This is a genomic window from Photobacterium sp. CCB-ST2H9, assembly GCF_023151555.2.
In the GTDB taxonomy this organism is placed as follows: Bacteria; Pseudomonadota; Gammaproteobacteria; order Enterobacterales; family Vibrionaceae; genus Photobacterium.
In genome coordinates, this window is the sequence record NZ_CP100425.1 from 228,960 (window position 1) to 250,181 (window position 21,222).

Below are 21,222 nucleotides of genomic sequence, written 5' to 3' on the forward strand. Positions count from 1 at the left end.
TTGGTAATAAGAATCCCGTTCATCCAACGGAATTGAGTTCTTGGCTTTAGTCGGTCGCCAGTGCAATGAACTGATTCGCAATCGCTGCTGGGTCATGTCGCTGCAATACCCGCGCAATATCTGCTTCGGGACGTGACTTTTGCAATGTTGTATATATCGTTGACGCCAGCGCTTCCGGAGTCATGTCTGCCATTTGTTCCTGCAGGGCCGGAGAATCCATGACAAACTGCACACCGCCTGGACAGTGGGTGGTGACGGCATTCGTTCCTGCAGCAAAAGCTTCGATGATGACCATACCAAGCCCTTCGAATTTAGAGCTCAGAATAAACAAATCGCTATGATGCATCCAAGGATATGGCGTCAGGGTGGAACCAGGCATCAGAACTTTGTCTTCAATACCGAGTGAGGTGATGAGGTTTTTCAGTTTTTCTTTGTCGCGACCATCGCCGACCAGAACTAATTGGTGCTGGATATGATATTTTTTCACCAGTAACGCATAAGCATTGATCAGTAAAGGGAAGTCTTTCTGATCGACAAAGCGGCCCAGGCCGAGCAGATATGGCGCATCGGGTATTTCCGAGACTGGCTCCATGGCTTTGCGGGCAATTTTGTTGCTGTCCATCGGATTGGTGATAGCTGCCAGTTTTGCAACTTGAAAACCTGCGGTTTGTTGATAGGTGGTGAAATTATCCAATACAGGCTGAGAGACACAGGATACGGTTCTGTTCTGAAATAGTAGCTTGGCATACCAGGACTGCAGCCTGTTTGGGTTACCTTTGGCAAAGATGTTTTCACAGACCTGAATGACCCGTGGATCTTTGTGATTCCATACCAACTCGAAAGTGCCCTGACCACGCATAATAATCAGGTCGAATGGCTGGCCTTGCTTTTCCAGTTGTCTGAGCTTGTAGCGAAACAAGGGGCTTTGCACCAGACCTTTCCAGACAAAAAGGCTTTTGGGCAGCAGGCCGTTCATGATGCGTGCAAAAGCTTCCCATAGGATACCAATCCCGGTTTTCATCATTATCTTGTCCAGATAAAACTGATGGATCGGGATAGTTTTGTTATCCGGGGTTAGTTCGACCGGGTTGTTCTTCAGGTAGATCAAATCAACCTGATGGCCGAGGTCATGGAAAGCATCTGCCAGATTTACGGCGACGCGTTCCATGCCGCCAATCCGCAAAGAACGGACTACAATGGCGATTCGCATTCTTTCATTTTCCTTGTCACGGTCAGATAGCGGGCAAACAGGCAGGCCATTATGATGTTTTGCATAAAGACACCAGTCCAGAATGAGTTAAACGACTCGAAGTTGTTGATAACCATCCAATAGGTCACGAAAGCGACACTAAAAATAAACCAGTAGCTGCCGTGCCGGGTACAGTCTTTGATTTTATATGTACAGTACAGTATGCGACCATAAATGGACCACATCAGCAGTAGACCAATGAGTCCATAAGAGAGCAGGGTCTCAATATGGAAATTATGCAGGTGTCCGTAGTGAGTGCGGATCATTTTTGACAGTGTGGTTGATTCACTGATGACCAAATGTCGAGCATCGCTGTCCCAGCCGAGTAAAGGTTTTTCTTTAATCCATTTAGCAGCTTCTAGCCAGGTTTGCAGACGTATTCCTGTACTTGAGTCTGGAATTTTACCGTTTTCTGCAATCTCTAAGGTTTGGGTTGCTTCATGGAAGCGGCTTTGGCCGACATCGCTGAAAACCAGGGTACAGGATACGAGGGTAATGGTCAGTAGCGAAAAAATGATTTGGCGCAAGTTGCGCTTTTTTTGTACCAGCACCAGAGCGAAAGAACTCAGGATAAAGGCAGTAATTAAAGCCAGCCACACCTGACGGGATTGGGTCACAATCACGCCGATGATGCCCAGTGTGAAAAAGATTGAGGACAGAGTAACCCGAAGTACAAACCGAGATGATCCTTTGCTGGGAAACAGGCCGATGATAAAGCTGGCCAGAACCATCAGACCGAATACCATGCCGGTGTGTTGGGCATTGCGAATGCCAAAATCGACCCGGCGGCCATCAAAGGCACGCAGAAGCTCTGTAAAGCCACCGCCATTCATTGCACAGCCAATCAAAAAGCCGACAAAAGTGATCAGGAGAAGCTGGGTGATACGCTGCTCGCGTCCCGCTAGCCACCAGGCAATGGGGATAAACAAAAACAGTTTTGTCAGCCGGTCAATTTTAGGCCCGCCGGGTGAATACTCTGGCGCTAAATAATATACGGAAATCCACGTCGCTACCGAAGACGTAATCATTAGAATCAGAATGATGACCAAGGGTTCGCGTCGTATGTTTTCCGGATTTTTTATCAGCAGATAAACGGAGGCAAGAGATAAGATCCCTTTAGCAAAATCTGTGAGAGCTGATGCAAAGAAATTCGTGCTGGCGTACAGGACGATTGTGAACAGCATGAACCCCTGAAAGTAACGCTTATTGGAGAGAATATTCGTCATAAGTTAAAAGGGTATCTGTAAATACTTATATGGATTCGGCTCTTGGTTTGGCCGGGTTTTTAACAGACGTAGGTTCCACATGTACTGTGTCGGATACGGAGAGACCATGTTTTCTAAAGCCTCTGCTAACAGAGTCGCATCCAATTGCTGATCGCCAGTTGGAAGCGCATCAATCGGCGGATGAATGTGGATTTCAAATTTGCCAGTCGTTGCATTATAAACCGGCATCATCGGCAAAATTGTTGCACTGGTGATACGGGCAATTTTTCCTAAACCGGAAAATGTTGCTTTTTTTGTCGCAAAAAAGTCAGTAAATTGGCTCTGCTCCGGACCAAAATCTTCATCTGGCAGATAATAGCCCAGATATCCTTCCTTAATCGCTTTAATATATGGCTTGAGCCCTTCTTGGCGTGTGTAGCAGGCACCGCCGTATTGCAAACGTTGTTTGCTGATCAGCCAGTCGTAGATTGGTTGTCGGTGTTGGGGTTTGATCATGCCAACGATGGGTAAATTGACAGAAGCCAGATAAATCGCAGGAAAATCAATTGCCCAGCAGTGCGGCACTAACAGGATAATTTTCTTATCCTGTTCCAGCAGGCGATTGAGATGATTTTCGCCAAAAACTTGCGTACGTTTCTGTAAGTGACGCCGGCTTTTGAGGCTGAGCTCACCCATACCAAGGACGACCTGAGCAGCAACGGCAAACATGTCATCAATCATGGTCTCACGTTCTGCAGGTGTTTGTTCTGGAAAACATAATGTCAGGTTGACCTGAGCTCTCTGCCGCGCTTTTTTTGCAATCCGTCCAATCTGACGGCCGAGAAAAGCTGCAATTGGATCGCGAACTCGCCACGGCAGCAGGGCAAATAACAATAAAAAACCGGTGGCCAGCCAGGTGCCCCAGTGCTTAGGATGCAGGAAATGCCACTGAAACTGTGGATCGTAACCGGAAGGTGGCCGAGGGTCTAATACTCGCAAGGGTATCACCGAATGTTCTCATGCTGTTGCACAACTGCAGCTTGTGCTGCAGTTGTTGATAGGGGAAAGTGGCAATGCACTTTCATTTAGGATTGCTTGGCCAGAATCGCCATATACTCGGCTACGCCTTCAGCGACGGTCTTGAATTCTTCCTGATAGCCGGCTGCCCGGACTTTCGAAAGATCTGCCTGAGTATATGTCTGGTAGCGGCCTTTCAGGTGTTCCGGGAAAGGCACAGTTTCAACATTACCCTGGCCGTGGTGTTTGATGACTGCATCCGCGACGGCCTGGAAGCTTTCCGCACGACCGGTACCACAATTGTAAATACCGGACACACCGTTTTGCCAGAACCACAGGTTCATTTTGCAGACGTCGCCGACATAAACGAAGTCACGCTTGAAGGTTTCAGAACCTTCAAACAGTTTAGGACTTTCGCCTTTTGACAGTTGCTCATTGAGGTGGAACGCAACGGATGCCATGCTGCCTTTGTGCTGCTCACGCGGGCCATAGACGTTGAAATAACGGAAGCCGGTAATTTGCGAAAGAGTTTCACCATGGGCCTCGGCATCCTGCCACAGACGACGGACATAGTTGTCAAACAGCTGCTTGGAATAACCGTAAACGTTCAGGGCACCTTCGTAATTTTTTTCTTCAATGAAATCACGGTCACGGCCGCCATAGGTGGCTGCAGAAGACGCGTACAGGAACGGAATCTCGCGTTCCAGACAGTAGTGCAGCAACTCTTTGGAATACTCGTAGTTGTTGAGCATCATGTATTTGCCGTCCCACTCGGTGGTGGCTGAGCAGGCACCTTCGTGGAAAACGGCTTCAATCGGACCGAACTCATCACCGGCCATGATTTGCGTGATGAAGTCTTCTTTGTCCATGTAGTCGGCAATATCTAAATCCACCAGGTTCGCAAATTTAGTTCCGTCTTTGAGGTTGTCGACGACAAGAATGTCACGATAGCCTTGCTCGTTGAGCGCTTTTACAATGTTGCTGCCGATCATGCCGGCGCCACCAGTCACTATAATCATGGCACTTCCAGTTTTCTGTCAGATAAACTCAGTGGTCAGAGCTCTGCAACATAGCAGAGGAACCGCACCACCGCGTCAATAATTCGTCAATAGATATGATAACATCATCGGGGTTTGTTGATCTTGATTTTGACCCCACAACGTTAACAAACCATGACTGCCAAGGGTGATGCAAGTGAGAGGCCTATGAAAACCCGCGATAAAATTATCCATGCCGCATTGGAACTTTTTAATGAAAATGGTGAACCGAATATCACCACCAACCACATTGCGGCACATATGGGCATCAGCCCCGGCAATCTGTATTACCACTTCCGAAATAAGGAAGAGATTATACACAGTATTTTTGATGAATACGCCCAGGAGTTGCGTGTTCGTTTTCAGCCCCGGGAAGAGGCTGCGCTGTCCTCGGACAGTCTGCTGCAATACCTGGATGCGGTCTTTATGCTGATGTGGCGGTACCGGTTTTTCTACGCCAATTTGCCGGATATCCTGAGCCGGGACCCGGGATTGCAGCATAAGTATCTGCAGGCGCAGGAGAATCTCCATCAGGACATTATGGTGGTGATGCGTCATTTCCGGACCTTGGGTCTGGTTACGCTGGATGATGAGGAACTGCAAAGTCTGGCCAACACCCTCAAACTGGTGGCAAGCACCTGGATTTGTTATCAGACAGCTCAAGCGCCACAGGCCAAAATCACCAAGACTGTTATCTATCAGGGGGTGCTGCAGATTCTCAGTATTATAAGACCTCTGACCAGTGCTCAGGGACGGGAAGTCGTTCTCCAACTTGAATCACATTATTGTGATCAAGTAAGACGGGATGTTTCATAGTTGTCGACGATACAGAGTTTAGCTCTTAAAATTTGGATAACTTTGTAACATTGTAGCGATTAACGGCTAAATTTTTAGTATGTTGTTCGTCGAAATTGGCAAAAACGCCTTTACAAGTTTGGAGAGCAAAATGTCAGCTGCCTTTTATCAACAGATCGCCGATCAAATTCAGGAAGTGAAAGCGGAAGGATTATACAAAAGCGAGCGTGTGATCACTTCAGCACAGCAAGCCGATATTGAGATCACCTCAGGTGATCACGTATTGAACTTCTGTGCCAACAACTATCTGGGTCTGGCGAACCACCCGGCGTTGATTGAGGCTGCCAAACAAGGCATGGATGAGCACGGTTTTGGTATGGCTTCAGTGCGTTTTATCTGTGGTACGCAGGACGCACATAAAGAGCTGGAGAGTAAGTTGTCAGCCTTCTTAGGCACGGAAGACACCATTCTTTACTCTTCTTGTTTTGATGCAAATGCCGGTCTGTTTGAGACCATTCTGGGCCCTGAAGACGCCATTATTTCAGATGCGCTGAACCACGCGTCGATTATTGACGGTGTTCGTCTGTGTAAAGCGAAGCGTTTCCGCTACGGCAATAACGATATGGCAGAGCTGGAGCAACAGCTGATTGCTGCAAATGAAGCCGGCGTACGTCATAAACTGATTGTGACCGACGGTGTCTTCTCAATGGACGGTGTGGTGGCAAACCTGCCTGCAATCTGCGATCTGGCCGATAAATATGATGCCCTGGTGATGGTTGATGATTCCCATGCCGTGGGTTTCATGGGTGATAACGGTCGTGGTACGCACGAATATCATGATGTGATTGACCGCATTGATATTATCACCGGAACGCTGGGTAAAGCGCTGGGCGGAGCGTCCGGTGGTTATACCGCAGGTAAGAAAGAAGTGATTGACTGGCTGCGTCAGCGCTCACGTCCATATCTGTTCTCAAACTCCCTGGCACCAGCGATTGTATCGGCTTCGATTCGGGTGCTGGATCTGCTGGCTGAAAGCAGTGATTTACGTGCCCAGCTATGGAAAAATGCTGAGCATTTCCGTCGCCGTATGTCAGAAGCTGGTTTTACGCTGGCAGGCGCTGATCATGCAATCATCCCGATTATGCTGGGCGATGCCAAGCTGGCGGCAGAGTTTGCTGAGCGCGCACTGAAAGAAGGCATTTACGTGGTGGGCTTCTCTTACCCTGTGGTACCGAAAGGCCAGGCGCGCATCCGGACGCAAATGTCAGCGGCTCACAGCACAGAGCAGCTGGATCGCGCAATTGATGTCTTTATCCGTATCGGCCAAGATATGGAAATTATCTGAACAACAATGATTTTGCGGCAGAGGCGTGAGGGTACGCCTCTGAGCATCGAGTGGATAGCAAGATGAAAATTAAAGCACTTTCCAAACTGAAGCCCGAAGAAGGCATCTGGATGACCGAGGTCGAAAAGCCTGAAATTGGCCATAATGACCTGCTGATCAAAATCAGAAAAACTGCAATCTGTGGTACTGACGTTCATATCTACAACTGGGATGAGTGGTCCCAGAATACGATTCCTGTTCCGATGGTGGTCGGCCATGAATATGTGGGCGAAGTTGTGGCCATTGGCCAGGAAGTCCGCGGTTTTGAAATTGGTGATCGCGTTTCCGGCGAAGGCCACATTACCTGCGGTCACTGCCGTAACTGTCGTGGCGGCCGGACACACCTGTGCCGTAACACCATCGGTGTGGGCGTGAACCGTGAAGGTGCTTTTGCCGAGTATCTGGTAATCCCGGCGTTTAACGCGTTTAAGATCCCGGATAATATTTCCGACGATCTGGCATCCATCTTCGACCCGTTTGGTAATGCAGTGCACACGGCGCTGTCTTTCGACCTGGTAGGTGAAGATGTGCTGATCACCGGCGCCGGCCCGATTGGGATCATGGCTGCTGCAGTGGCGAAGCACGTCGGTGCCCGTCACGTAGTGATTACCGATGTTAACGAATACCGTCTGGAGCTGGCACGCAAAATGGGCGTGACCCGTGCGGTGAATGTGGCTGAGCAGAAGCTGGAAGATGTGATGGCCGAACTGGGCATGACAGAAGGTTTCGATGTCGGTCTGGAAATGTCTGGCGTACCTGCCGCCTTTAACAGCATGCTGTCGAGCATGAACCACGGCGGTAAGATTGCGATGCTGGGTATTCCGCCATCAAACATGGGGATTGACTGGACTCAGGTCATCTTCAAAGGCTTGGTGATCAAAGGCATCTACGGCCGTGAAATGTTTGAGACCTGGTATAAGATGGCCAGCCTGATCCAGTCTGGTTTGGATCTGACGCCAATCATTACTCACCACTACAGTGTGGATGATTTCCAGAAAGGCTTCGATGTGATGCGTTCCGGCCAGTCAGGTAAAGTGATTCTGAGCTGGGACTAACCCTGAGTTCGGAATGTTGAAGAAGCGGTGTGCGCAGGCACGCCGCTTTTTTTGTGCCTGTTATCCGGCTGGCGTAAAGAGTTCCGATAAACGGACCAGAGTGACCTCTTGCTGCATTTCCGGCAGCATGGCTGTAATGGTTGCTAAGGTCACCGGGTGAGGATGCCCGATGGCAATGACGGCGCCCTGTTTCTGGGCTTGCTGGATGGCGCGTCTGAGCTGACGGCGGATGAAGTCTTCTGTCGGGATATGATCAATGAAAACATGACGGCGAAGCGCCGGGATATGGGCGGCTTGCGCCTGGTGTTCAGCCACCGATTTGGGCGTGGTCCGGCTGTCGAGAAATCCCAGGTGCTGCTGTCTGAGCACTTCCATCACCCAGCGCATGGCTGTCGGATTTTCAGTCAGCAAGCTGCCCATATGATTGTTCATTCCAATCGCACCGGGCACCCGGGTCAGCGCATGACGCAGTCTGGCCTGCAGCTCATCTTTTTTCATCGCGGCGGTCAGTGTTGTCAGTTCGAGCGGTGCCGGGCGGCTTGGCTGCATTGGCATGTGGAGCAAGACATCCCTTTGTTCCTGTTGCGCCTGACGGGCCGTTTGCTGGTCGAAGGGCGTGTCCGGCAATACGGACACGCTGATTTGCGGCGGCAGGGCAGACAGAGGAGAGGGCATCAGCTGATAACCGAGGTCATCAATCACAATGGCCAGTCTGGCTGCCTGAACACCGCAGGGCAGTATCAGCAGCCAGATCAGACTGAAACGAACAAACCACTTCATGTGAACCATCCTTGTCCTCTTCGTGGAATAAACGACGTCAGTGGCCTCTCTGAAATTACCGGATCAGCCAGGGACGCGGGTTGGTGGGCGTTCCTTTTCGCCGGATTTCGAAATAGAGTCCCGGCGCTTCCTGTCCGCCACTGTCACCGACCAGTGCAATGGCTTCATTGGCCCGGACGGTATCGCCGACCTTTTTCAGCACTGTCTGGTTATAGCCGTAAAACGTCATATCGCCGTGTCCATGGTCAATGGCCACCATCAGACCGTAGCCGCGCAACCAGTCGGCAAAGACGATTTTTCCGTCGTGAACCGCTTTTACCTCACTGCCGATGGACTTACTGATCACCATGCCTTTCCATCGCAGCTCGCCTTTGAGCGGACTGCCGTAGCTGTGAACCACATTACCTTTCACCGGCCAGGGCAGTTTGCCTTTAAATGTGTTCAGGCCATTCATACTGACCCGGGTGCGACGCGCAGCTTCTTCTGCAGCTTTTCTGGCTTTGGCGATTTCACTGACCAGACGTGTTTCATTGTCTTTCAGCTCGGTCAGATAACGTTTATCAGCACTAAGCTGTCCTTGCAGTTGCCTCACGGTCCCCTTACGGGCCTGCTGACTGCTGAGCAGCGATGCGCGGTCTTTTTTCAGCTGACTGAGCAGGGTTTGCTGGGTATTGCGTTGTTCCGTGAGCTGATGTTTCTTGAGCTGGAGCTCGGTATCCGTTGCGGCCAGTTCATCCAGCGCCCGGCTGCGTGCCTGACTCAGACGGGCAGCATATTCAGCCATGCGCTCCATTTGTGATGCGTCATTTTCGCCCAGCAAGTTGGCCAGCGGCGATGACTTCCCCAGTTTATAGTGGCTGGTAATCAGGGCTTTCAGTTGTTCCCGCTGGCCGATCTGGCGCTGAAGCAGGGCTTGTTGTTCTTTTTCCAGATGGTCGATGGAGCGGGTCAGCGTGTCGACTTTCTGCTCCGTATGGTGAATGTTTCCGGCAGCTCTGGCAATCGCCAGTTCCTGCTGTTTCAGATTTTTCTGTACTTCATTCAGCTGCTGTTTTTTTTGGCTCAGTTGCTGTTGCTGACGGGCGATTTCCTGTTTCATGCCTTGCAGCTGATTTTGATTATCAGCCAGCACAGGAGTGTTAAACGCCAGACATAACAAAGCGCCAGTGCCGAAGGCACTGGCGCGCAGAGTACAGTAGGTACGATAAAATAATGCCCGCATGTCTGGGATTATTTCAGATCGTACAGCACCTGACCAGTCATCTCTGACGGGATTTGAAGCCCGGTCAAGGACAGCATGGTTGGTGCCAGATCTGACAACTTGCCGCCTTCTTTCAGGGTAATTGCTTTGTCACCGACGTAAATCAACGGCACAGGCAGGTTGGTGTGTGCTGTGTGCACGCCGCCGGTTTCCGGGTTGATCATCATTTCTGCATTCCCGTGGTCGGCAGTGATCAGCAGCTGGCCGCCGGCTTCGCGAATTGCTTCAACGACGCGGCCGATGCTTTCATCAATGGCCTCACAGGCTTTCACTGCGGCATCGTATACGCCGGTGTGACCAACCATGTCACCATTCGGGTAGTTACAGATGATCATGTCGAACTCGCCGCCTTTGATCGCAGCAACCAGTTTGTCGGTCAGCTCAGGTGCGCTCATTTCAGGTTGCAGGTCGTAAGTTGCAACTTTTGGTGAGGCGACCAGCGCGCGAGATTCACCGTCAAACTCGTTTTCTACACCGCCATTGAAGAAGAAGGTGACGTGCGCATATTTCTCCGTTTCAGAAATACGCAGTTGTGTCTTGCCTTGCTTCGCCAGCCACTCACCCAGCGTGTTTTCCAGACTTTCCGGCGGGAAAGCTGAAGGCAGGTTAATGTCTGCCGCATATTGGGTCAGCATGACGAAGTGCAGTGCAGGGAACTGCTGACGGGCAAAGCCAGTGAACTCCGGCAGGAAAGCACGGGTGATCTGACGGGCACGGTCTGCACGGAAGTTCATGAAGATCAAGGCATCGCCATCTTGCATCGCAGCATCCGGCTGGCCTTCCGCACGAAGTACGGTCGCTTTCACGAATTCATCGTTTTCTTCGCGGGCATAAGCGGCCTGCAGGCCTTCCACTGCAGAAGCTGCGGTAAAGTCACCTTTGGCTGCAGTCAGCAGATTGTAAGCGGATTCAACGCGTTCCCAGTTGTTGTCCCGGTCCATCGCGTAATAACGGCCAACCAGAGAGGCGGTGCGGCCTTTGCCCAGTTGAGCAAACAGGGCATCAAAGCGCTCCAGCGAAGCCTGTGCACTGCGTGGCGGCGTATCACGGCCATCCAGGAAGCAATGCAGATAGATGTGCTCAGCACCACGCTCAGCAGCCATTTTCACAGCGGCTTCAATGTGATCTTCATGGCTGTGAACACCGCCCGGTGACATCAGACCCATGATGTGAACAGCTTTTCCGGCAGAAATTGCGCTGTCCATCGCTTTGACCAGGTTTGGGTTGTCCTGGAATTCACCGTCGGAGATCGCTTTGGCAATCCGGGTCAGATCCTGATACACCACACGGCCTGCGCCGATATTGGTGTGGCCGACTTCTGAGTTCCCCATCTGACCATCCGGCAGGCCGACGTCCAGACCTGAGGCAGAAATTAACGTGTTGGCTTCGTTTGCCATCAGGTTATCCAGAACCGGGGTATTGGCGTTGGCGATCGCGTTGTTGGCTGTATCTTCGCGATAACCCCAACCGTCGAGAATTACCAGAGCCAGTGGCTTCTTAGCAGACATATGCTGTCCTCTCCATCAATATGAACAATCTGAAAAATGTAGACCAATTACCTCAACAACCGGTGTTGTCCGTCTACCAGGGCGCTCAGGTAAGGAGTCAGGTCGGTAATTTTACTACAAAAGAACCGACATTTTGTAGTTCAGATCAAACATCGCTGTAAATGGTTTGTTATCTTTACGACATAAAATATATTCAATTTGGTCCTCTGGTGTAAGAGCACAGCCTGCGTTTTTTACTATTCCAGCGATAGGTATGGCCTTGCGACACCGGGATGACGATACAGAAAGCAGTGAGCCGTGACGCGTAAATGCGGCGGGCGGGTGTACTTCATTTCGGCCGGAGGTATACTCAGTTTCCTTAATTTTGGTTGAATCTTGCCGCTGGCCGTTTTCCGGACAGTCGGTGAAGGTGGATAGAGCGAAAATCATGCAGCAATTCATAGAGTTTGTTACGAGTAATCCGATGTTGTCTCTGGTCTGGGTTGGTCTGGTTGTGGCCCTGATCTCTTCAATGGTGAAGCAGAAAACAGCGGGTTATACCGTGGTCACCCCGAACCAGGCGACAGTGATGGTCAATCGTGAAGACGGCATTTTTGTCGACATTCGAAACAAAGATGAGTTTCAGCGTGGCCATATTGCTGGTGCACTTCACATTTTGCCAAGCGAAATCAAAGCCCAGAACCTGGGACCGCTTGAAAAGTATAAGTCAGCCCCCATCATTGTGGTGTGCAAAACAGGTCAGACGGCGCAGGAAAGTGCCAACCTGTTACATAAAGCGGGTTTCAGCAATGTGAAACTGCTGAAAGACGGTTTGATTTCCTGGAACGAGGCCAACATGCCTCTGGTGACAGGAAAGAAGTAAAGTTTTGAACTCTCGGGGAGCCGGATGATCCGGCTGCTATTTTTATTCAGGCCGGGCGGCTCCCGGCACAATGACAGATTTCCTAGCGCGAAATCCTCAGAAAAAGGACAATATCATGGCTGAAGCAGCGAACCACGAAGCGCAACAGAACTTCCAAATCCAACGCATTTTCCTGAAAGATGTCTCTTTCGAAGCTCCGAACTCTCCGGAAATGTTCCAGAAAGAATGGAACCCGGAAGTGAAGCTGGATCTGGATACGCAAAGTCGTGAGCTGGCAGAAGGCGTTTATGAAGTCGTTCTGCGTCTGACCGTGACTGTGAACAATGACGCGGACTCTGCTTTCCTGTGTGAAGTGCAGCAGGGTGGTATTTTCTCTGTTTCAGGTATGGAAGCTCCTCAGCTGGCACATTGCCTGGGTGCTTTCTGTCCGAACATCCTGTTCCCGTACGCGCGTGAAACGATCTCCAGCCTGGTCGTGAAAGGGACTTTCCCGCAACTGAACCTGGCACCGGTCAACTTTGACGCGCTGTTTATGAATTACCTGCAAAGTCAGGCTGAAGGTAACCAGGAAAGCTCTGAAGCCTGATTGGCGGGAACGCATGACTTCAACCACTGAAAACGCAATTTCGATGTCAGTCCTGGGTGCCGGTTCTTACGGCACCTCACTGGCGATTTCACTGGCCCGGAATGGTGCCAATGTGATTTTGTGGGGCCACAATCCGGTCCATATCGCACAGCTGGAAACCGACCGGGCCAACGAGGCGTTTTTGCCGGGTGTGGCTTTTCCAGAGTCGTTGATTCTGACTGCCGACCTGGAAGCTGCGGTGAAAGCCAGCCGGGATTTACTGCTGGTGGTGCCGAGCCATGCTTTTGCGGATGTGCTGAAACAGATGAAGCCATTCCTGCGCGATGACTCCCGGATCTGCTGGGCCACCAAAGGTCTGGAGCCGGAGACTGGCCGTTTGCTGCAGGACGTCGCCCATGAAATTCTGGGTGACAACATCCCGCTGGCTGTTTTGTCCGGACCGACGTTTGCGAAAGAACTGGCTGCTGGCCTGCCGACTGCAATTTCGGTTTCCTCTCCGGATTCCGGTTTCGTGAAGGATCTGCAGGATAAAATCCACTGTGATAAAAGCTTTCGGGTTTACAGCAACAGCGATTTTATCGGTATGCAGCTTGGCGGCGCAGTGAAGAACGTGATTGCGATTGGCGCAGGGATGTCTGATGGCATCGGCTACGGAGCGAACGCCCGAACTGCACTGATCACCCGGGGACTGGCAGAAATGTGTCGCCTTGGGGCAGCGCTGGGTGCACAGCCGGAAACCTTTATGGGAATGGCCGGACTGGGCGATTTAGTGCTGACCTGCACCGATAACCAGTCCCGGAACCGTCGTTTTGGTCTGGCGCTGGGTCAGGGTAAAGCCGTAGATGAAGCACAGCAGAATATCGGCCAGGTGGTGGAAGGATACCGCAACACCAAGGAAGTCTGGGTACTTGCGCAGCGCTATGGTGTGGATATGCCGATTACCGAACAGATTTATCAGGTGCTTTATCAGGGCAAAGATGCCCGGGAAGCCGCCAGGGATCTGCTGGCCAGGGCGAAGAAAGACGAATAACGTCCTCCAGGTAATTGAATGAAAATGAAACAGCGCGGGCAAGAAAGCCCGCGTTGTTTTTTTTGCTGAGAAGTTTAAAGTTATACCCATACTCACTGTCAATCAGCCGGACATTGGACGGAGGCAGTAAAATGGTGCATACACATGAAGGATATACAGGGGACGACGTGAGGGAGTGTCAACAGAAAGCCGTCTGGAAAACTATCAAGCAGGAAGCCATCGTGCTGACGGAACAGGAACCGATGCTGGCCAGCTTTTACCATGCCACGATTATCAAACACGATAATCTGGGGGCCGCGCTCAGTTATATTCTGGCCAATAAGCTGGCGACGCCGTCGATGCCTGCGATGGCTGTGCGTGAGGTGATTGAAGAAGCGTATGCAGCAGACCGGATGATTACAGAGTCCGCCGCCTGTGATATCCGGGCCGTCGTGGAACGGGACCCGGCGATCAACAAGTTCTCTGTCCCCTTACTGTATCTGAAGGGCTACCACGCCTTGCAGGGCTATCGGGTGGCCAACTGGCTGTGGAAGCAGAACCGGGAAGCACTGGCGGTTTATCTCCAGAATCAGATTTCCGTCAGCTGTCAGGTGGATGTTCATCCGGCGGCCCGGATTGGACAGGGGATCATGTTTGACCATGCCACAGGTATTGTGATTGGTGAAACGGCCGTGATCGAAAATGATGTGTCGATTCTGCAGGATGTGACTCTGGGTGGTACGGGTAAGGAATGTGGCGATCGTCACCCGAAAATCCGTGAAGGGGTTATGATCGGGGCCGGTGCGAAAGTCCTGGGCAATATCGAGGTCGGTGAAGGTGCCAAGATTGGCTCCGGTTCAGTTGTGCTGTCGCCGGTGCCGGCACATACGACGGTTGCCGGGGTTCCCGCGAAAATTGTCGGTCGCCCGAGCTCGGATAAGCCATCCATGGATATGGATCAGCAGTTCAACGGTGTGTATCAGACTTTCATTGCCGGTGATGGCATCTGACAAAATGTCATCGCCAGAGCGGAAAGGGGCCAGAAGGCCCCTTTCGTGTTTTCAGCCGGGGTTATCTGGCTCCGGCAAAATCAAACTGGCGCCAGGCTTCATACGCAATAATGGCCGCGGCATTGGACAGGTTCAGACTGCGGCTTTCCGGATGCATGGGAATGCGCAGGCGTTGTTCCATGGGTAAGCTTTCAATGACTGTCATGGGCAGGCCCCGGGTTTCCGGGCCAAACAACAGAATATCCCCTTCCTGAAAACGGGCTTGTGTGTGGTACTGGGTTGCCTTGGTTGTACAGGCAAACAGGCGTCGTCCGGCAGTCGCCGTCAGAAAGGCTCCGAAATCTGCGTGGCGATGGACATGGGTCAGATCGCGGTAATCCAGTCCGGCACGGCGCAGTTTTTTCTCTTCCAGATCAAATCCCAGCGGCTCAATCAGATGCAGGTTTGCGCCGCAATTGGCACACAGGCGGATAATGTTGCCCGTATTGGGCGCAATTTCAGGTTCGTACAGGGCGATATCAAACATGCTCAGACTTCACAACGGCAAAAGCGTTATTGTAGCCTGTCTGGAGGCGGGCAAACCAGTCTGGTAATCAGTAGCGTGACGATTGGAAAGGCCGCCCCCGGATTGTTTCAGGGGGAGGCCGTCTGTGATTATGCGGGTTCAGGGGAAACTTGTGGTTGCCCATGGGGAGCCAGCGGCAGGATCAGTGTGACCTTCAGGCCGCCCAGCGGGCTGCGACTGGCCGTGATGCTGCCATTGTGCTGGCGGATGGCATTTTCCGTGATAGCCAGTCCGAGCCCGGTACCGCCGCTGTGACGATCTCTGGCTGTAGATACCCGGTAAAAAGGCCGGAAGATATCTTTTAACTCTTCATCCGGCACCCCGCTGCCGTTGTCATCAACGGTGATGGTCAGGTTATGGTCATTGGCACTGAACTGGACGTCGACCCGGTCTTTGCCATAGTAGATGGCATTTCGGACCACGTTCTCCAGCGCACTGATCAGCAGTTCGGCATTTCCGGTCAACGGCCAGGGCAGCAGAGGACCACAGGTCAGCGACTTCTGGTGCTGGCTGGCTTCGAACTCAGCATCATCCAGCATATCTTGCCACAGGCTGATTGCATCACTCTGTTCCCGGGCTTCCTGACCATGGATCTGCATGCGTGACAGTTCCAGCAGCTTGGCGATCATGGCTTCGAGTCGTTCGGCTTCGGTGTCAATCCGGTCGAGCTCCGGACTGCCGCCCTGCTTGCGCTGGGCCAGCGCCGTGGCCATCCGAAGCCGGGTCAGCGGCGAGCGCAGTTCGTGGGAGATGTCTGACAGCAGCCGCTGCTGACCATTGATCATCTGGTTCACTGAACTCACCATCTGGTTAAAGCTGGCCCCGGCCTGACGAAATTCCTGCGGCCCGGAGGTTTCCAATGTCGGGTCCTGCGTGAACTGTCCGCTGGCAACACGTTGCGCGGCATGCTGGAGCTTTCGGGCCGGGCGGCTCAGCGCCCAGGCTAACCACAGCAATAACGGAGTGCTGACCAGCATTGTCAGCAGTAACAGATGAAACGGCTGGTCGAGAATGCGCAGGAAAAACGGCGGTGGGCGGTGAGTCACCCGACCGACATACATCAGTGCGTTCTGTCTCTGATCGCCGACCAGAAATGGCCCGGCAACCATCCAGCGGCCATAGAGTTTCTGTCTTGGGTTATCCGGACTGTCGGCACTGGTGATGAAGTTGCGCAGGGCTTTGGTCCGCTCATGCGGAGTCAGCAGTTCGCCTTCGAGACTGGTGAAATAGAGTTGCATGCCTTTGTGGCGTTTCGGATCGGCCAGCGGCAGCAGCTTTTCTTCCAGACGACCTGGCCGACGGCTCAGGCGTTCGGATATTCGTTCAGCCGCGGCCTGATAGCGATCCAGTTCCGGTCGGGGAATGGTGTGCTGCGCCCTGGGATCCAGGTGGGGCAATAACAACAGCACCAGGACTACCAACATCAGGGTCAGCCAGAAAATCGCGAAGATCCGGCTGGACAGCCGGTTGAGTACCGGCAGCTTCATCCGGCCTCCACGAAGAGGTAACCCTTGCCGCGCAGAGTTTTGATCCGTGGTTTACCGTCTTCTCTTGGCGGCAGTTTTTTGCGCAGATTCGATACATGCATATCAATAGCACGGTCAAAGGGGGCCAGGCGTTTGCCCAGAACTTCCAGACTGAGTGTATGTTTGGTCACAACCGTGCCCGGGTGGCGGATCAGGTGGCTCAGCAGGGCAAGCTCGGTCGCCGTCATTTCTACCAGTTCACCGTTACAGGTTACTTCCTGGCGGCCGGGAAAAATGGTCAGGTCGAGATAAGTGATACAGTCGGATTCCAGTGGGGTGTCCTGTACCAGACGGGCGCGACGCAGGATTGCACGCATCCTTGCCAGCAGCTCGCGGTCACTGAATGGTTTGGGCAGATAGTCGTCTGCACCCAGCTCTAATCCTAACACCCGGTCAATCTCTTCGCCTTTCGCTGTCAGCATGAGCACCGGGGTACTGCGGGTTTCACGGAGTTTTCGCAGCATTTCAATGCCGTTCATTGCCGGCATCATGACATCAAGCAGGATCAGATCGGTATCGTCGTCAGCCATCTGCAGGCCCTGCTCGCCATTATGAGCGATCCGGACGGAGAATCCTTCCAGCTGAAGAATGTCGCTGAGCAGTGCCGTCAATTCGTTGTCGTCATCGACTAAAAGTATATTTGCCATACCAATCTTCGTGTCAGTTCACTATAAGTTTAAGTATCTCTTATGGCCGTATGCAGGCCAAGCAGGATAACAGTGCTTTACCCAGCTTTACGTTTTCACGACAACCCTTTACCTGATGAGGCGTAGACTCAGCGGTAACAGAGACCAACAGAGTGAGACAAATGATGAACAAGATGATGAGCAAAACAATGAAACGTAGTGTCGCGATTGTCCTTGCAATGCCTTTGATGCTGGGGTCTGTGTATGCGATGGCTGATAATCACAAAGGTCATCACGGAGACCGTGATGATTGCGGAGGTCCGCGCGCAGATCACGGTATATTCCGTTCGCTTGACCTGACTGATGCCCAGAAAGAAAAGATGCGCAGCTTACGTGAGAGTAACAGAGATACCATGCGTGAGCAGATGATGCAGGGCCGTGAGGCAATGCAGGCAAACCACGACAAAATGCAGGCACTGATGCTGGCAGATAATTTTGATGAAAATGCCGTACGGGAACTGGCGAAACAAATGTCGGATCAGCAGATTGATCGCCGGGTGGCCATGATGAAGAAACGTCATGACATGCTGAATATTCTGACGCCGGAACAAAAAACTCAGTACAAGAAATTAAAGGCTGAGAGACAAGCAGAATGCATGGCGAAATGGAAAGAAAAAAGCGGTGAATAATTCTGTTTTTATTGAATGAAGCAGCAGCCACAACTTTATGTTGTGGCTTTTTTTGTTGTCATTCCATGCTGAACTTGTCAATTTTGTTATTAAATTTCATCATAAAACCGCTATACTGCGGATAAGATTTATCTGGCCATGTGGCTGAAAACAGCCATTTTCAGGGAATCCGGTGACGGAGCGGCTGAGATTGCAAACTGAGGATATACTTAGTGGCATAAAGCTTGGCTGCGTCTTCCCGTACAAAATGAACGATGGATTCCAGTCTGCGGAAAAGTCTCTCGGCGCATGGCAAGTTAACGTGATATGAATCAATACATCATTTTTCTAAATTGTAATACTCCTACATTAGTAGGAAAGTTACAGTTTACGCGAGCCGTAGCCCAGAGGGTGCGTGGCGGAGTCGGTGACTAAGGCCAGCTCGTGCAGGAAAGGATTTTTCATTTCCCAAAGTCAGAGGGTAACCATGATTAAAAAGATTGGTGTTTTGACCAGTGGCGGTGACGCCCCAGGTATGAACGCAGCGATTCGCGGTGTAGTGCGTGCCGGTTTATCGGAAGGTCTGGAAGTCTACGGTGTATACGACGGTTATCAGGGCTTGCACCAGAACCGTATCGAAAAGCTGAGCCGTTCCAGTGTATCTGACGTGATCAACAGGGGTGGTACCTTCCTTGGGTCTGCACGCTTCCCTGAATTCCGTGACGAGAAGGTCCGGGCTCAGGCGATCGAGAACCTGAAAGTTCATGGCATTGATGCGCTGGTGGTGATCGGCGGTGACGGTTCTTACATGGGGGCGAAGAAACTGACCGAAATGGGTTACCCATGCATTGGTCTGCCTGGCACCATTGACAATGATGTCGCGGGTACGGATTACACCATTGGCTTCATGACCGCGCTGAATACTGTGATTGATGCGATTGACCGTCTGCGTGACACATCGTCTTCTCATCAGCGTATTTCTATTGTGGAAGTGATGGGCCGCCACTGTGGCGACCTGACACTGATGGCGTCGATTGCCGGTGGCTGTGAATACATCATCACACCGGAAACCGGTCTGCACAAAGAAGAACTGCTGGCCAAGATTAAAGAAGGCATCTACAAAGGGAAGAAGCACGCGATTGTCGCGATTACCGAGCTGATGACCGATGTGAATCAACTGGCGAAGTACATTGAATCTGAAACCGGCCGCGAAACCCGCGCGACGGTTCTGGGTCACATCCAGCGTGGTGGTCAGCCAACGGCATTTGACCGGATTTTGGCTTCGCGCATGGGTGCTTACGCGGTGGATCTGCTGATTCAGGGCGAGGGTGGTCGTTGCGTGGGTGTTCAGAACGAGAAGCTGGTGCACCACGATATTATCGATGCGATCGAGAACATGAAGCGTCCGGTCCGCAAAGATCTGTATGCGGTTGCAGACAAGCTGTTCTGATATCACAGAACTGAAGCTGAACTAAAAAAGCCGACTTGAAGTCGGCTTTTTTGTATTCGCAGTGTGACATCAGATGCAGCAACGGCCGCACCTGATGGCAGATGTCTTATTTCTTCGCTTCAGCAGCTGCTTTTGCAATTGCAGCAAAACCTTCTGCATCCAGCGCTGCGCCGCCAACCAGAGCACCGTCGATGTCTGGCATCGCGAACAGCTCAGCAGCATTGCCAGCTTTCACTGAACCACCGTACTGGATCACAACGTGCTTCGCGACGTCTTCGCTGAAAGAAGCGATGTGCGCACGGATCGCTGCGTGGATTTCCTGTGCTTGTTGTGCTGTTGCAGCTTTACCTGTACCGATCGCCCAGATTGGTTCGTAAGCGATGATGGCACCGTTCAGCGCTTCAACGCCCTGAGTTTTGATCACTGCATCCAGCTGGCGGGCACAAACGGCAACGGTTTCACCGGCTTCGTTTTGCGCTTCGGACTCACCGATACACAGGACAGGTGTCAGGCCGTACTCTTTCAGGAAAGCGAATTTTTTCGCAACAAACTCATCAGATTCGTTGTGGTATTCACGACGCTCAGAGTGGCCGATGATGATGTGGCTGGCACCGAAATCTTTCAGCATTTCCGGAGAGATATCACCGGTGAATGCGCCGCTGGCGTTCACATCAACATTTTGAGCACCCAGAATGATTTTGCTCTTGCTCTGGCTGATCAGACGCTCTGCCAGATCCAGATACATCACAGGTGGCGCCACGGCCACGTCAACTCCCTCAACGCCAGCCAGCGCGGCATCCAGACCTGTCAGCAGGTTGGTGACCATCTCTTTGCTGCCGTTTAGTTTCCAGTTACCCATAACTACAGGATGACGCATACGATTTTCTCCATATCTATGTGATGTCTAAAGTCAGACTAAACTGAGCACACCACTACCGTGCTCAGCAGTGTGTTCAGTGTAGTCTGCCTGTCAGGGACGTCCTGATGCCGATGGCAAAAACGTCCTCAGTATACGTCGGATAGACGTAAACTTCCTTAATCTTGAGCAAGGCTATGGCTGTTTGTACCGATTTCAGGGCCAAAAGTGAACTCTGAGCTGTAACTTTTTTTCATTCCCGGAATAGATGCGTGAGTTGATTCCAATGGGAAAAGTGATCCGCAGAGGATTTCAGAACAGTCCGGTCGCCTGGGGCAGTAAAATCAGCTAATTTAGGCTGGTATTCAAGGAAATGACAGGCCGGGCCTGTTGAGCAAGGAGAGTTGTATGCCACACCTGAAACTGGAATTTGCCGATCCTGTCGCAGAGCGGGTGAATGTCGCTGCACTGCTGGAGGATCTGCATCAGTCGTTACTGACGTGCGGGGTTTTTGAGCCTGCATCGGTGAAATCCCGAGCTTACCCATGTCACCAATGGCAGGTTGGGGAAGGGGGCGACGCCCGGAATTTTATCCATGTGGAGCTGGCATTGTTGTCCGGTCGTGACAATGACTGTAAGCGCGGACTGGCAGAGCGTCTGATGCCGCTGCTGGAGCAGCATGCCGCGACCATTGACAGTCTGACGATTGAAATTCGGGATATGGCAAGTGAGACTTATCTCAAGGCAAAACGCTGACGGTGTAATCACGCCGG

At 51.8% G+C, this 21,222-nt stretch carries 21 protein-coding genes; 10 read left to right on the forward strand and 11 right to left on the reverse strand.

What is annotated here, in order from left to right; genetic code table 11:
- Positions 1-46 precede the first annotated feature (46 nt).
- From L4174_RS00970 to rfaD, 4 genes are all read right to left on the reverse strand, one after another.
- Positions 47-1,210 carry a glycosyltransferase gene (locus L4174_RS00970; protein ID WP_248144465.1) on the reverse strand — a complete coding sequence of 388 codons (1,164 nt, stop codon included), beginning with the start codon at positions 1,208-1,210 and terminating at the stop codon, positions 47-49.
- Complete coding sequence (locus tag L4174_RS00975; RefSeq protein WP_248144464.1) at positions 1,192-2,433, reverse strand: O-antigen ligase; 1,242 nt, start codon at positions 2,431-2,433, stop codon at positions 1,192-1,194. The genes L4174_RS00970 and L4174_RS00975 overlap by 19 nt, the downstream gene beginning before the upstream one ends.
- Before the next feature lie 45 nt (positions 2,434-2,478).
- Positions 2,479-3,462, reverse strand: coding sequence for a lauroyl-Kdo(2)-lipid IV(A) myristoyltransferase (gene lpxM / locus L4174_RS00980; RefSeq protein WP_254589110.1), 984 nt, complete (start codon positions 3,460-3,462; stop codon positions 2,479-2,481).
- 77 nt (positions 3,463-3,539) lie between these two features.
- The gene (gene rfaD, locus L4174_RS00985; RefSeq protein ID WP_248144462.1) at positions 3,540-4,490 is read right to left on the reverse strand and encodes an ADP-glyceromanno-heptose 6-epimerase; all 951 of its coding nucleotides are present in this window, start codon (positions 4,488-4,490) and stop codon (positions 3,540-3,542) included.
- 186 nt (positions 4,491-4,676) lie between these two features.
- Between rfaD and L4174_RS00990 the strand changes: the two genes are divergently transcribed.
- The 3 genes from L4174_RS00990 (at position 4,677) to tdh (ending at position 7,742) form a co-directional block, all read left to right on the forward strand.
- Positions 4,677-5,324 carry a TetR/AcrR family transcriptional regulator gene (locus L4174_RS00990; RefSeq protein ID WP_248144461.1) on the forward strand — a complete coding sequence of 216 codons (648 nt, stop codon included), beginning with the start codon at positions 4,677-4,679 and terminating at the stop codon, positions 5,322-5,324.
- 130 nt (positions 5,325-5,454) lie between these two features.
- Positions 5,455-6,648 carry a glycine C-acetyltransferase gene (locus L4174_RS00995; protein WP_248144460.1) on the forward strand — a complete coding sequence of 398 codons (1,194 nt, stop codon included), beginning with the start codon at positions 5,455-5,457 and terminating at the stop codon, positions 6,646-6,648.
- A 62-nt stretch (positions 6,649-6,710) separates the two neighbouring features.
- On the forward strand, positions 6,711-7,742 hold the full coding sequence (tdh, locus tag L4174_RS01000) for an L-threonine 3-dehydrogenase (RefSeq protein WP_248144459.1): 1,032 nt from the start codon (positions 6,711-6,713) through the stop codon (positions 7,740-7,742).
- 60 nt (positions 7,743-7,802) lie between these two features.
- Here tdh and L4174_RS01005 read toward each other — a convergent pair whose 3' ends face one another.
- From L4174_RS01005 to gpmM, 3 genes are read right to left on the reverse strand one after another with little or no spacing between them, the layout of a single operon-like run.
- Positions 7,803-8,522 carry a divergent polysaccharide deacetylase family protein gene (locus tag L4174_RS01005; RefSeq protein WP_248144458.1) on the reverse strand — a complete coding sequence of 240 codons (720 nt, stop codon included), beginning with the start codon at positions 8,520-8,522 and terminating at the stop codon, positions 7,803-7,805.
- A gap of 55 nt (positions 8,523-8,577) precedes the next feature.
- Positions 8,578-9,744 carry a peptidoglycan DD-metalloendopeptidase family protein gene (locus tag L4174_RS01010; RefSeq protein WP_248144457.1) on the reverse strand — a complete coding sequence of 389 codons (1,167 nt, stop codon included), beginning with the start codon at positions 9,742-9,744 and terminating at the stop codon, positions 8,578-8,580.
- A gap of 8 nt (positions 9,745-9,752) precedes the next feature.
- Positions 9,753-11,291 carry a 2,3-bisphosphoglycerate-independent phosphoglycerate mutase gene (gpmM, locus tag L4174_RS01015; protein WP_248144456.1) on the reverse strand — a complete coding sequence of 513 codons (1,539 nt, stop codon included), beginning with the start codon at positions 11,289-11,291 and terminating at the stop codon, positions 9,753-9,755.
- 427 nt (positions 11,292-11,718) lie between these two features.
- Here gpmM and L4174_RS01020 point away from each other — a divergent pair, with 427 nt between their 5' ends.
- From L4174_RS01020 to cysE, 4 genes are all read left to right on the forward strand, one after another.
- Positions 11,719-12,153, forward strand: coding sequence for a rhodanese-like domain-containing protein (locus L4174_RS01020; protein ID WP_248144455.1), 435 nt, complete (start codon positions 11,719-11,721; stop codon positions 12,151-12,153).
- Positions 12,154-12,268: 115 nt separating this feature from the next.
- Entirely contained in the window at positions 12,269-12,739 is a 471-nt protein-coding gene (gene secB / locus L4174_RS01025) for a protein-export chaperone SecB (RefSeq protein WP_248144454.1), read from the forward strand.
- A gap of 13 nt (positions 12,740-12,752) precedes the next feature.
- Positions 12,753-13,769 (forward strand): NAD(P)H-dependent glycerol-3-phosphate dehydrogenase, encoded by a 1,017-nt coding sequence (gene gpsA, locus L4174_RS01030; RefSeq protein WP_248144453.1) that lies wholly within the window; start codon positions 12,753-12,755, stop codon positions 13,767-13,769.
- A 131-nt stretch (positions 13,770-13,900) separates the two neighbouring features.
- Positions 13,901-14,758 carry a serine O-acetyltransferase gene (gene cysE / locus L4174_RS01035; RefSeq protein ID WP_371929365.1) on the forward strand — a complete coding sequence of 286 codons (858 nt, stop codon included), beginning with the start codon at positions 13,901-13,903 and terminating at the stop codon, positions 14,756-14,758.
- Between the two features lie 61 nt (positions 14,759-14,819).
- Here the strand turns inward: cysE and trmL are convergent, their stop codons facing one another.
- The 3 genes from trmL to L4174_RS01050 form a co-directional block, all read right to left on the reverse strand.
- Positions 14,820-15,284 (reverse strand): tRNA (uridine(34)/cytosine(34)/5-carboxymethylaminomethyluridine(34)-2'-O)-methyltransferase TrmL, encoded by a 465-nt coding sequence (trmL, locus tag L4174_RS01040; RefSeq protein ID WP_248144452.1) that lies wholly within the window; start codon positions 15,282-15,284, stop codon positions 14,820-14,822.
- A gap of 128 nt (positions 15,285-15,412) precedes the next feature.
- Positions 15,413-16,810, reverse strand: a complete 1,398-nt coding sequence (gene cpxA / locus L4174_RS01045) for an envelope stress sensor histidine kinase CpxA (protein ID WP_248144451.1) — start codon at positions 16,808-16,810, stop codon at positions 15,413-15,415.
- On the reverse strand, positions 16,807-17,496 hold the full coding sequence (locus L4174_RS01050; protein ID WP_248144450.1) for a response regulator: 690 nt from the start codon (positions 17,494-17,496) through the stop codon (positions 16,807-16,809). Before L4174_RS01050 ends, cpxA begins: the two co-directional genes overlap by 4 nt.
- Before the next feature lie 188 nt (positions 17,497-17,684).
- On the opposite strand from L4174_RS01050, the gene L4174_RS01055 reads away from it, so the two are divergent.
- Positions 17,685-18,164, forward strand: a complete 480-nt coding sequence (locus L4174_RS01055; protein ID WP_248144449.1) for a CpxP family protein — start codon at positions 17,685-17,687, stop codon at positions 18,162-18,164.
- A 466-nt stretch (positions 18,165-18,630) separates the two neighbouring features.
- Positions 18,631-19,593, forward strand: coding sequence for a 6-phosphofructokinase (pfkA, locus tag L4174_RS01060; protein ID WP_248144448.1), 963 nt, complete (start codon positions 18,631-18,633; stop codon positions 19,591-19,593).
- Positions 19,594-19,699: 106 nt separating this feature from the next.
- Here pfkA and tpiA read toward each other — a convergent pair whose 3' ends face one another.
- On the reverse strand, positions 19,700-20,470 hold the full coding sequence (tpiA, locus tag L4174_RS01065) for a triose-phosphate isomerase (protein WP_248144447.1): 771 nt from the start codon (positions 20,468-20,470) through the stop codon (positions 19,700-19,702).
- Between the two features lie 387 nt (positions 20,471-20,857).
- Here tpiA and L4174_RS01070 point away from each other — a divergent pair, with 387 nt between their 5' ends.
- Entirely contained in the window at positions 20,858-21,205 is a 348-nt protein-coding gene (locus L4174_RS01070) for a 5-carboxymethyl-2-hydroxymuconate Delta-isomerase (protein WP_248144446.1), read from the forward strand.
- Positions 21,206-21,222 lie beyond the last annotated feature (17 nt).

Bases quoted from the DNA above. Each gene is read 5' to 3' on its own strand.
- L4174_RS00970 (WP_248144465.1), bottom strand. From the start codon at position 1,210: ATGCGAATCGCCATTGTAGTCCGTTCTTTGCGGATTGGCGGCATGGAA.
- L4174_RS00975 (WP_248144464.1), bottom strand. From the start codon at position 2,433: ATGCTGTTCACAATCGTCCTGTACGCCAGCACGAATTTCTTTGCATCA.
- rfaD (WP_248144462.1), bottom strand. From the start codon at position 4,490: ATGATTATAGTGACTGGTGGCGCCGGCATGATCGGCAGCAACATTGTA.
- L4174_RS00990 (WP_248144461.1), top strand. From the start codon at position 4,677: ATGAAAACCCGCGATAAAATTATCCATGCCGCATTGGAACTTTTTAAT.
- L4174_RS00995 (WP_248144460.1), top strand. From the start codon at position 5,455: ATGTCAGCTGCCTTTTATCAACAGATCGCCGATCAAATTCAGGAAGTG.
- tdh (WP_248144459.1), top strand. From the start codon at position 6,711: ATGAAAATTAAAGCACTTTCCAAACTGAAGCCCGAAGAAGGCATCTGG.
- L4174_RS01005 (WP_248144458.1), bottom strand. From the start codon at position 8,522: ATGAAGTGGTTTGTTCGTTTCAGTCTGATCTGGCTGCTGATACTGCCC.
- L4174_RS01010 (WP_248144457.1), bottom strand. From the start codon at position 9,744: ATGCGGGCATTATTTTATCGTACCTACTGTACTCTGCGCGCCAGTGCC.
- gpmM (WP_248144456.1), bottom strand. From the start codon at position 11,291: ATGTCTGCTAAGAAGCCACTGGCTCTGGTAATTCTCGACGGTTGGGGT.
- L4174_RS01020 (WP_248144455.1), top strand. From the start codon at position 11,719: ATGCAGCAATTCATAGAGTTTGTTACGAGTAATCCGATGTTGTCTCTG.
- secB (WP_248144454.1), top strand. From the start codon at position 12,269: ATGGCTGAAGCAGCGAACCACGAAGCGCAACAGAACTTCCAAATCCAA.
- gpsA (WP_248144453.1), top strand. From the start codon at position 12,753: ATGACTTCAACCACTGAAAACGCAATTTCGATGTCAGTCCTGGGTGCC.
- cysE (WP_371929365.1), top strand. From the start codon at position 13,901: ATGGTGCATACACATGAAGGATATACAGGGGACGACGTGAGGGAGTGT.
- trmL (WP_248144452.1), bottom strand. From the start codon at position 15,284: ATGTTTGATATCGCCCTGTACGAACCTGAAATTGCGCCCAATACGGGC.
- cpxA (WP_248144451.1), bottom strand. From the start codon at position 16,810: ATGAAGCTGCCGGTACTCAACCGGCTGTCCAGCCGGATCTTCGCGATT.
- L4174_RS01050 (WP_248144450.1), bottom strand. From the start codon at position 17,496: ATGGCAAATATACTTTTAGTCGATGACGACAACGAATTGACGGCACTG.
- L4174_RS01055 (WP_248144449.1), top strand. From the start codon at position 17,685: ATGAAACGTAGTGTCGCGATTGTCCTTGCAATGCCTTTGATGCTGGGG.
- pfkA (WP_248144448.1), top strand. From the start codon at position 18,631: ATGATTAAAAAGATTGGTGTTTTGACCAGTGGCGGTGACGCCCCAGGT.
- tpiA (WP_248144447.1), bottom strand. From the start codon at position 20,470: ATGCGTCATCCTGTAGTTATGGGTAACTGGAAACTAAACGGCAGCAAA.
- L4174_RS01070 (WP_248144446.1), top strand. From the start codon at position 20,858: ATGCCACACCTGAAACTGGAATTTGCCGATCCTGTCGCAGAGCGGGTG.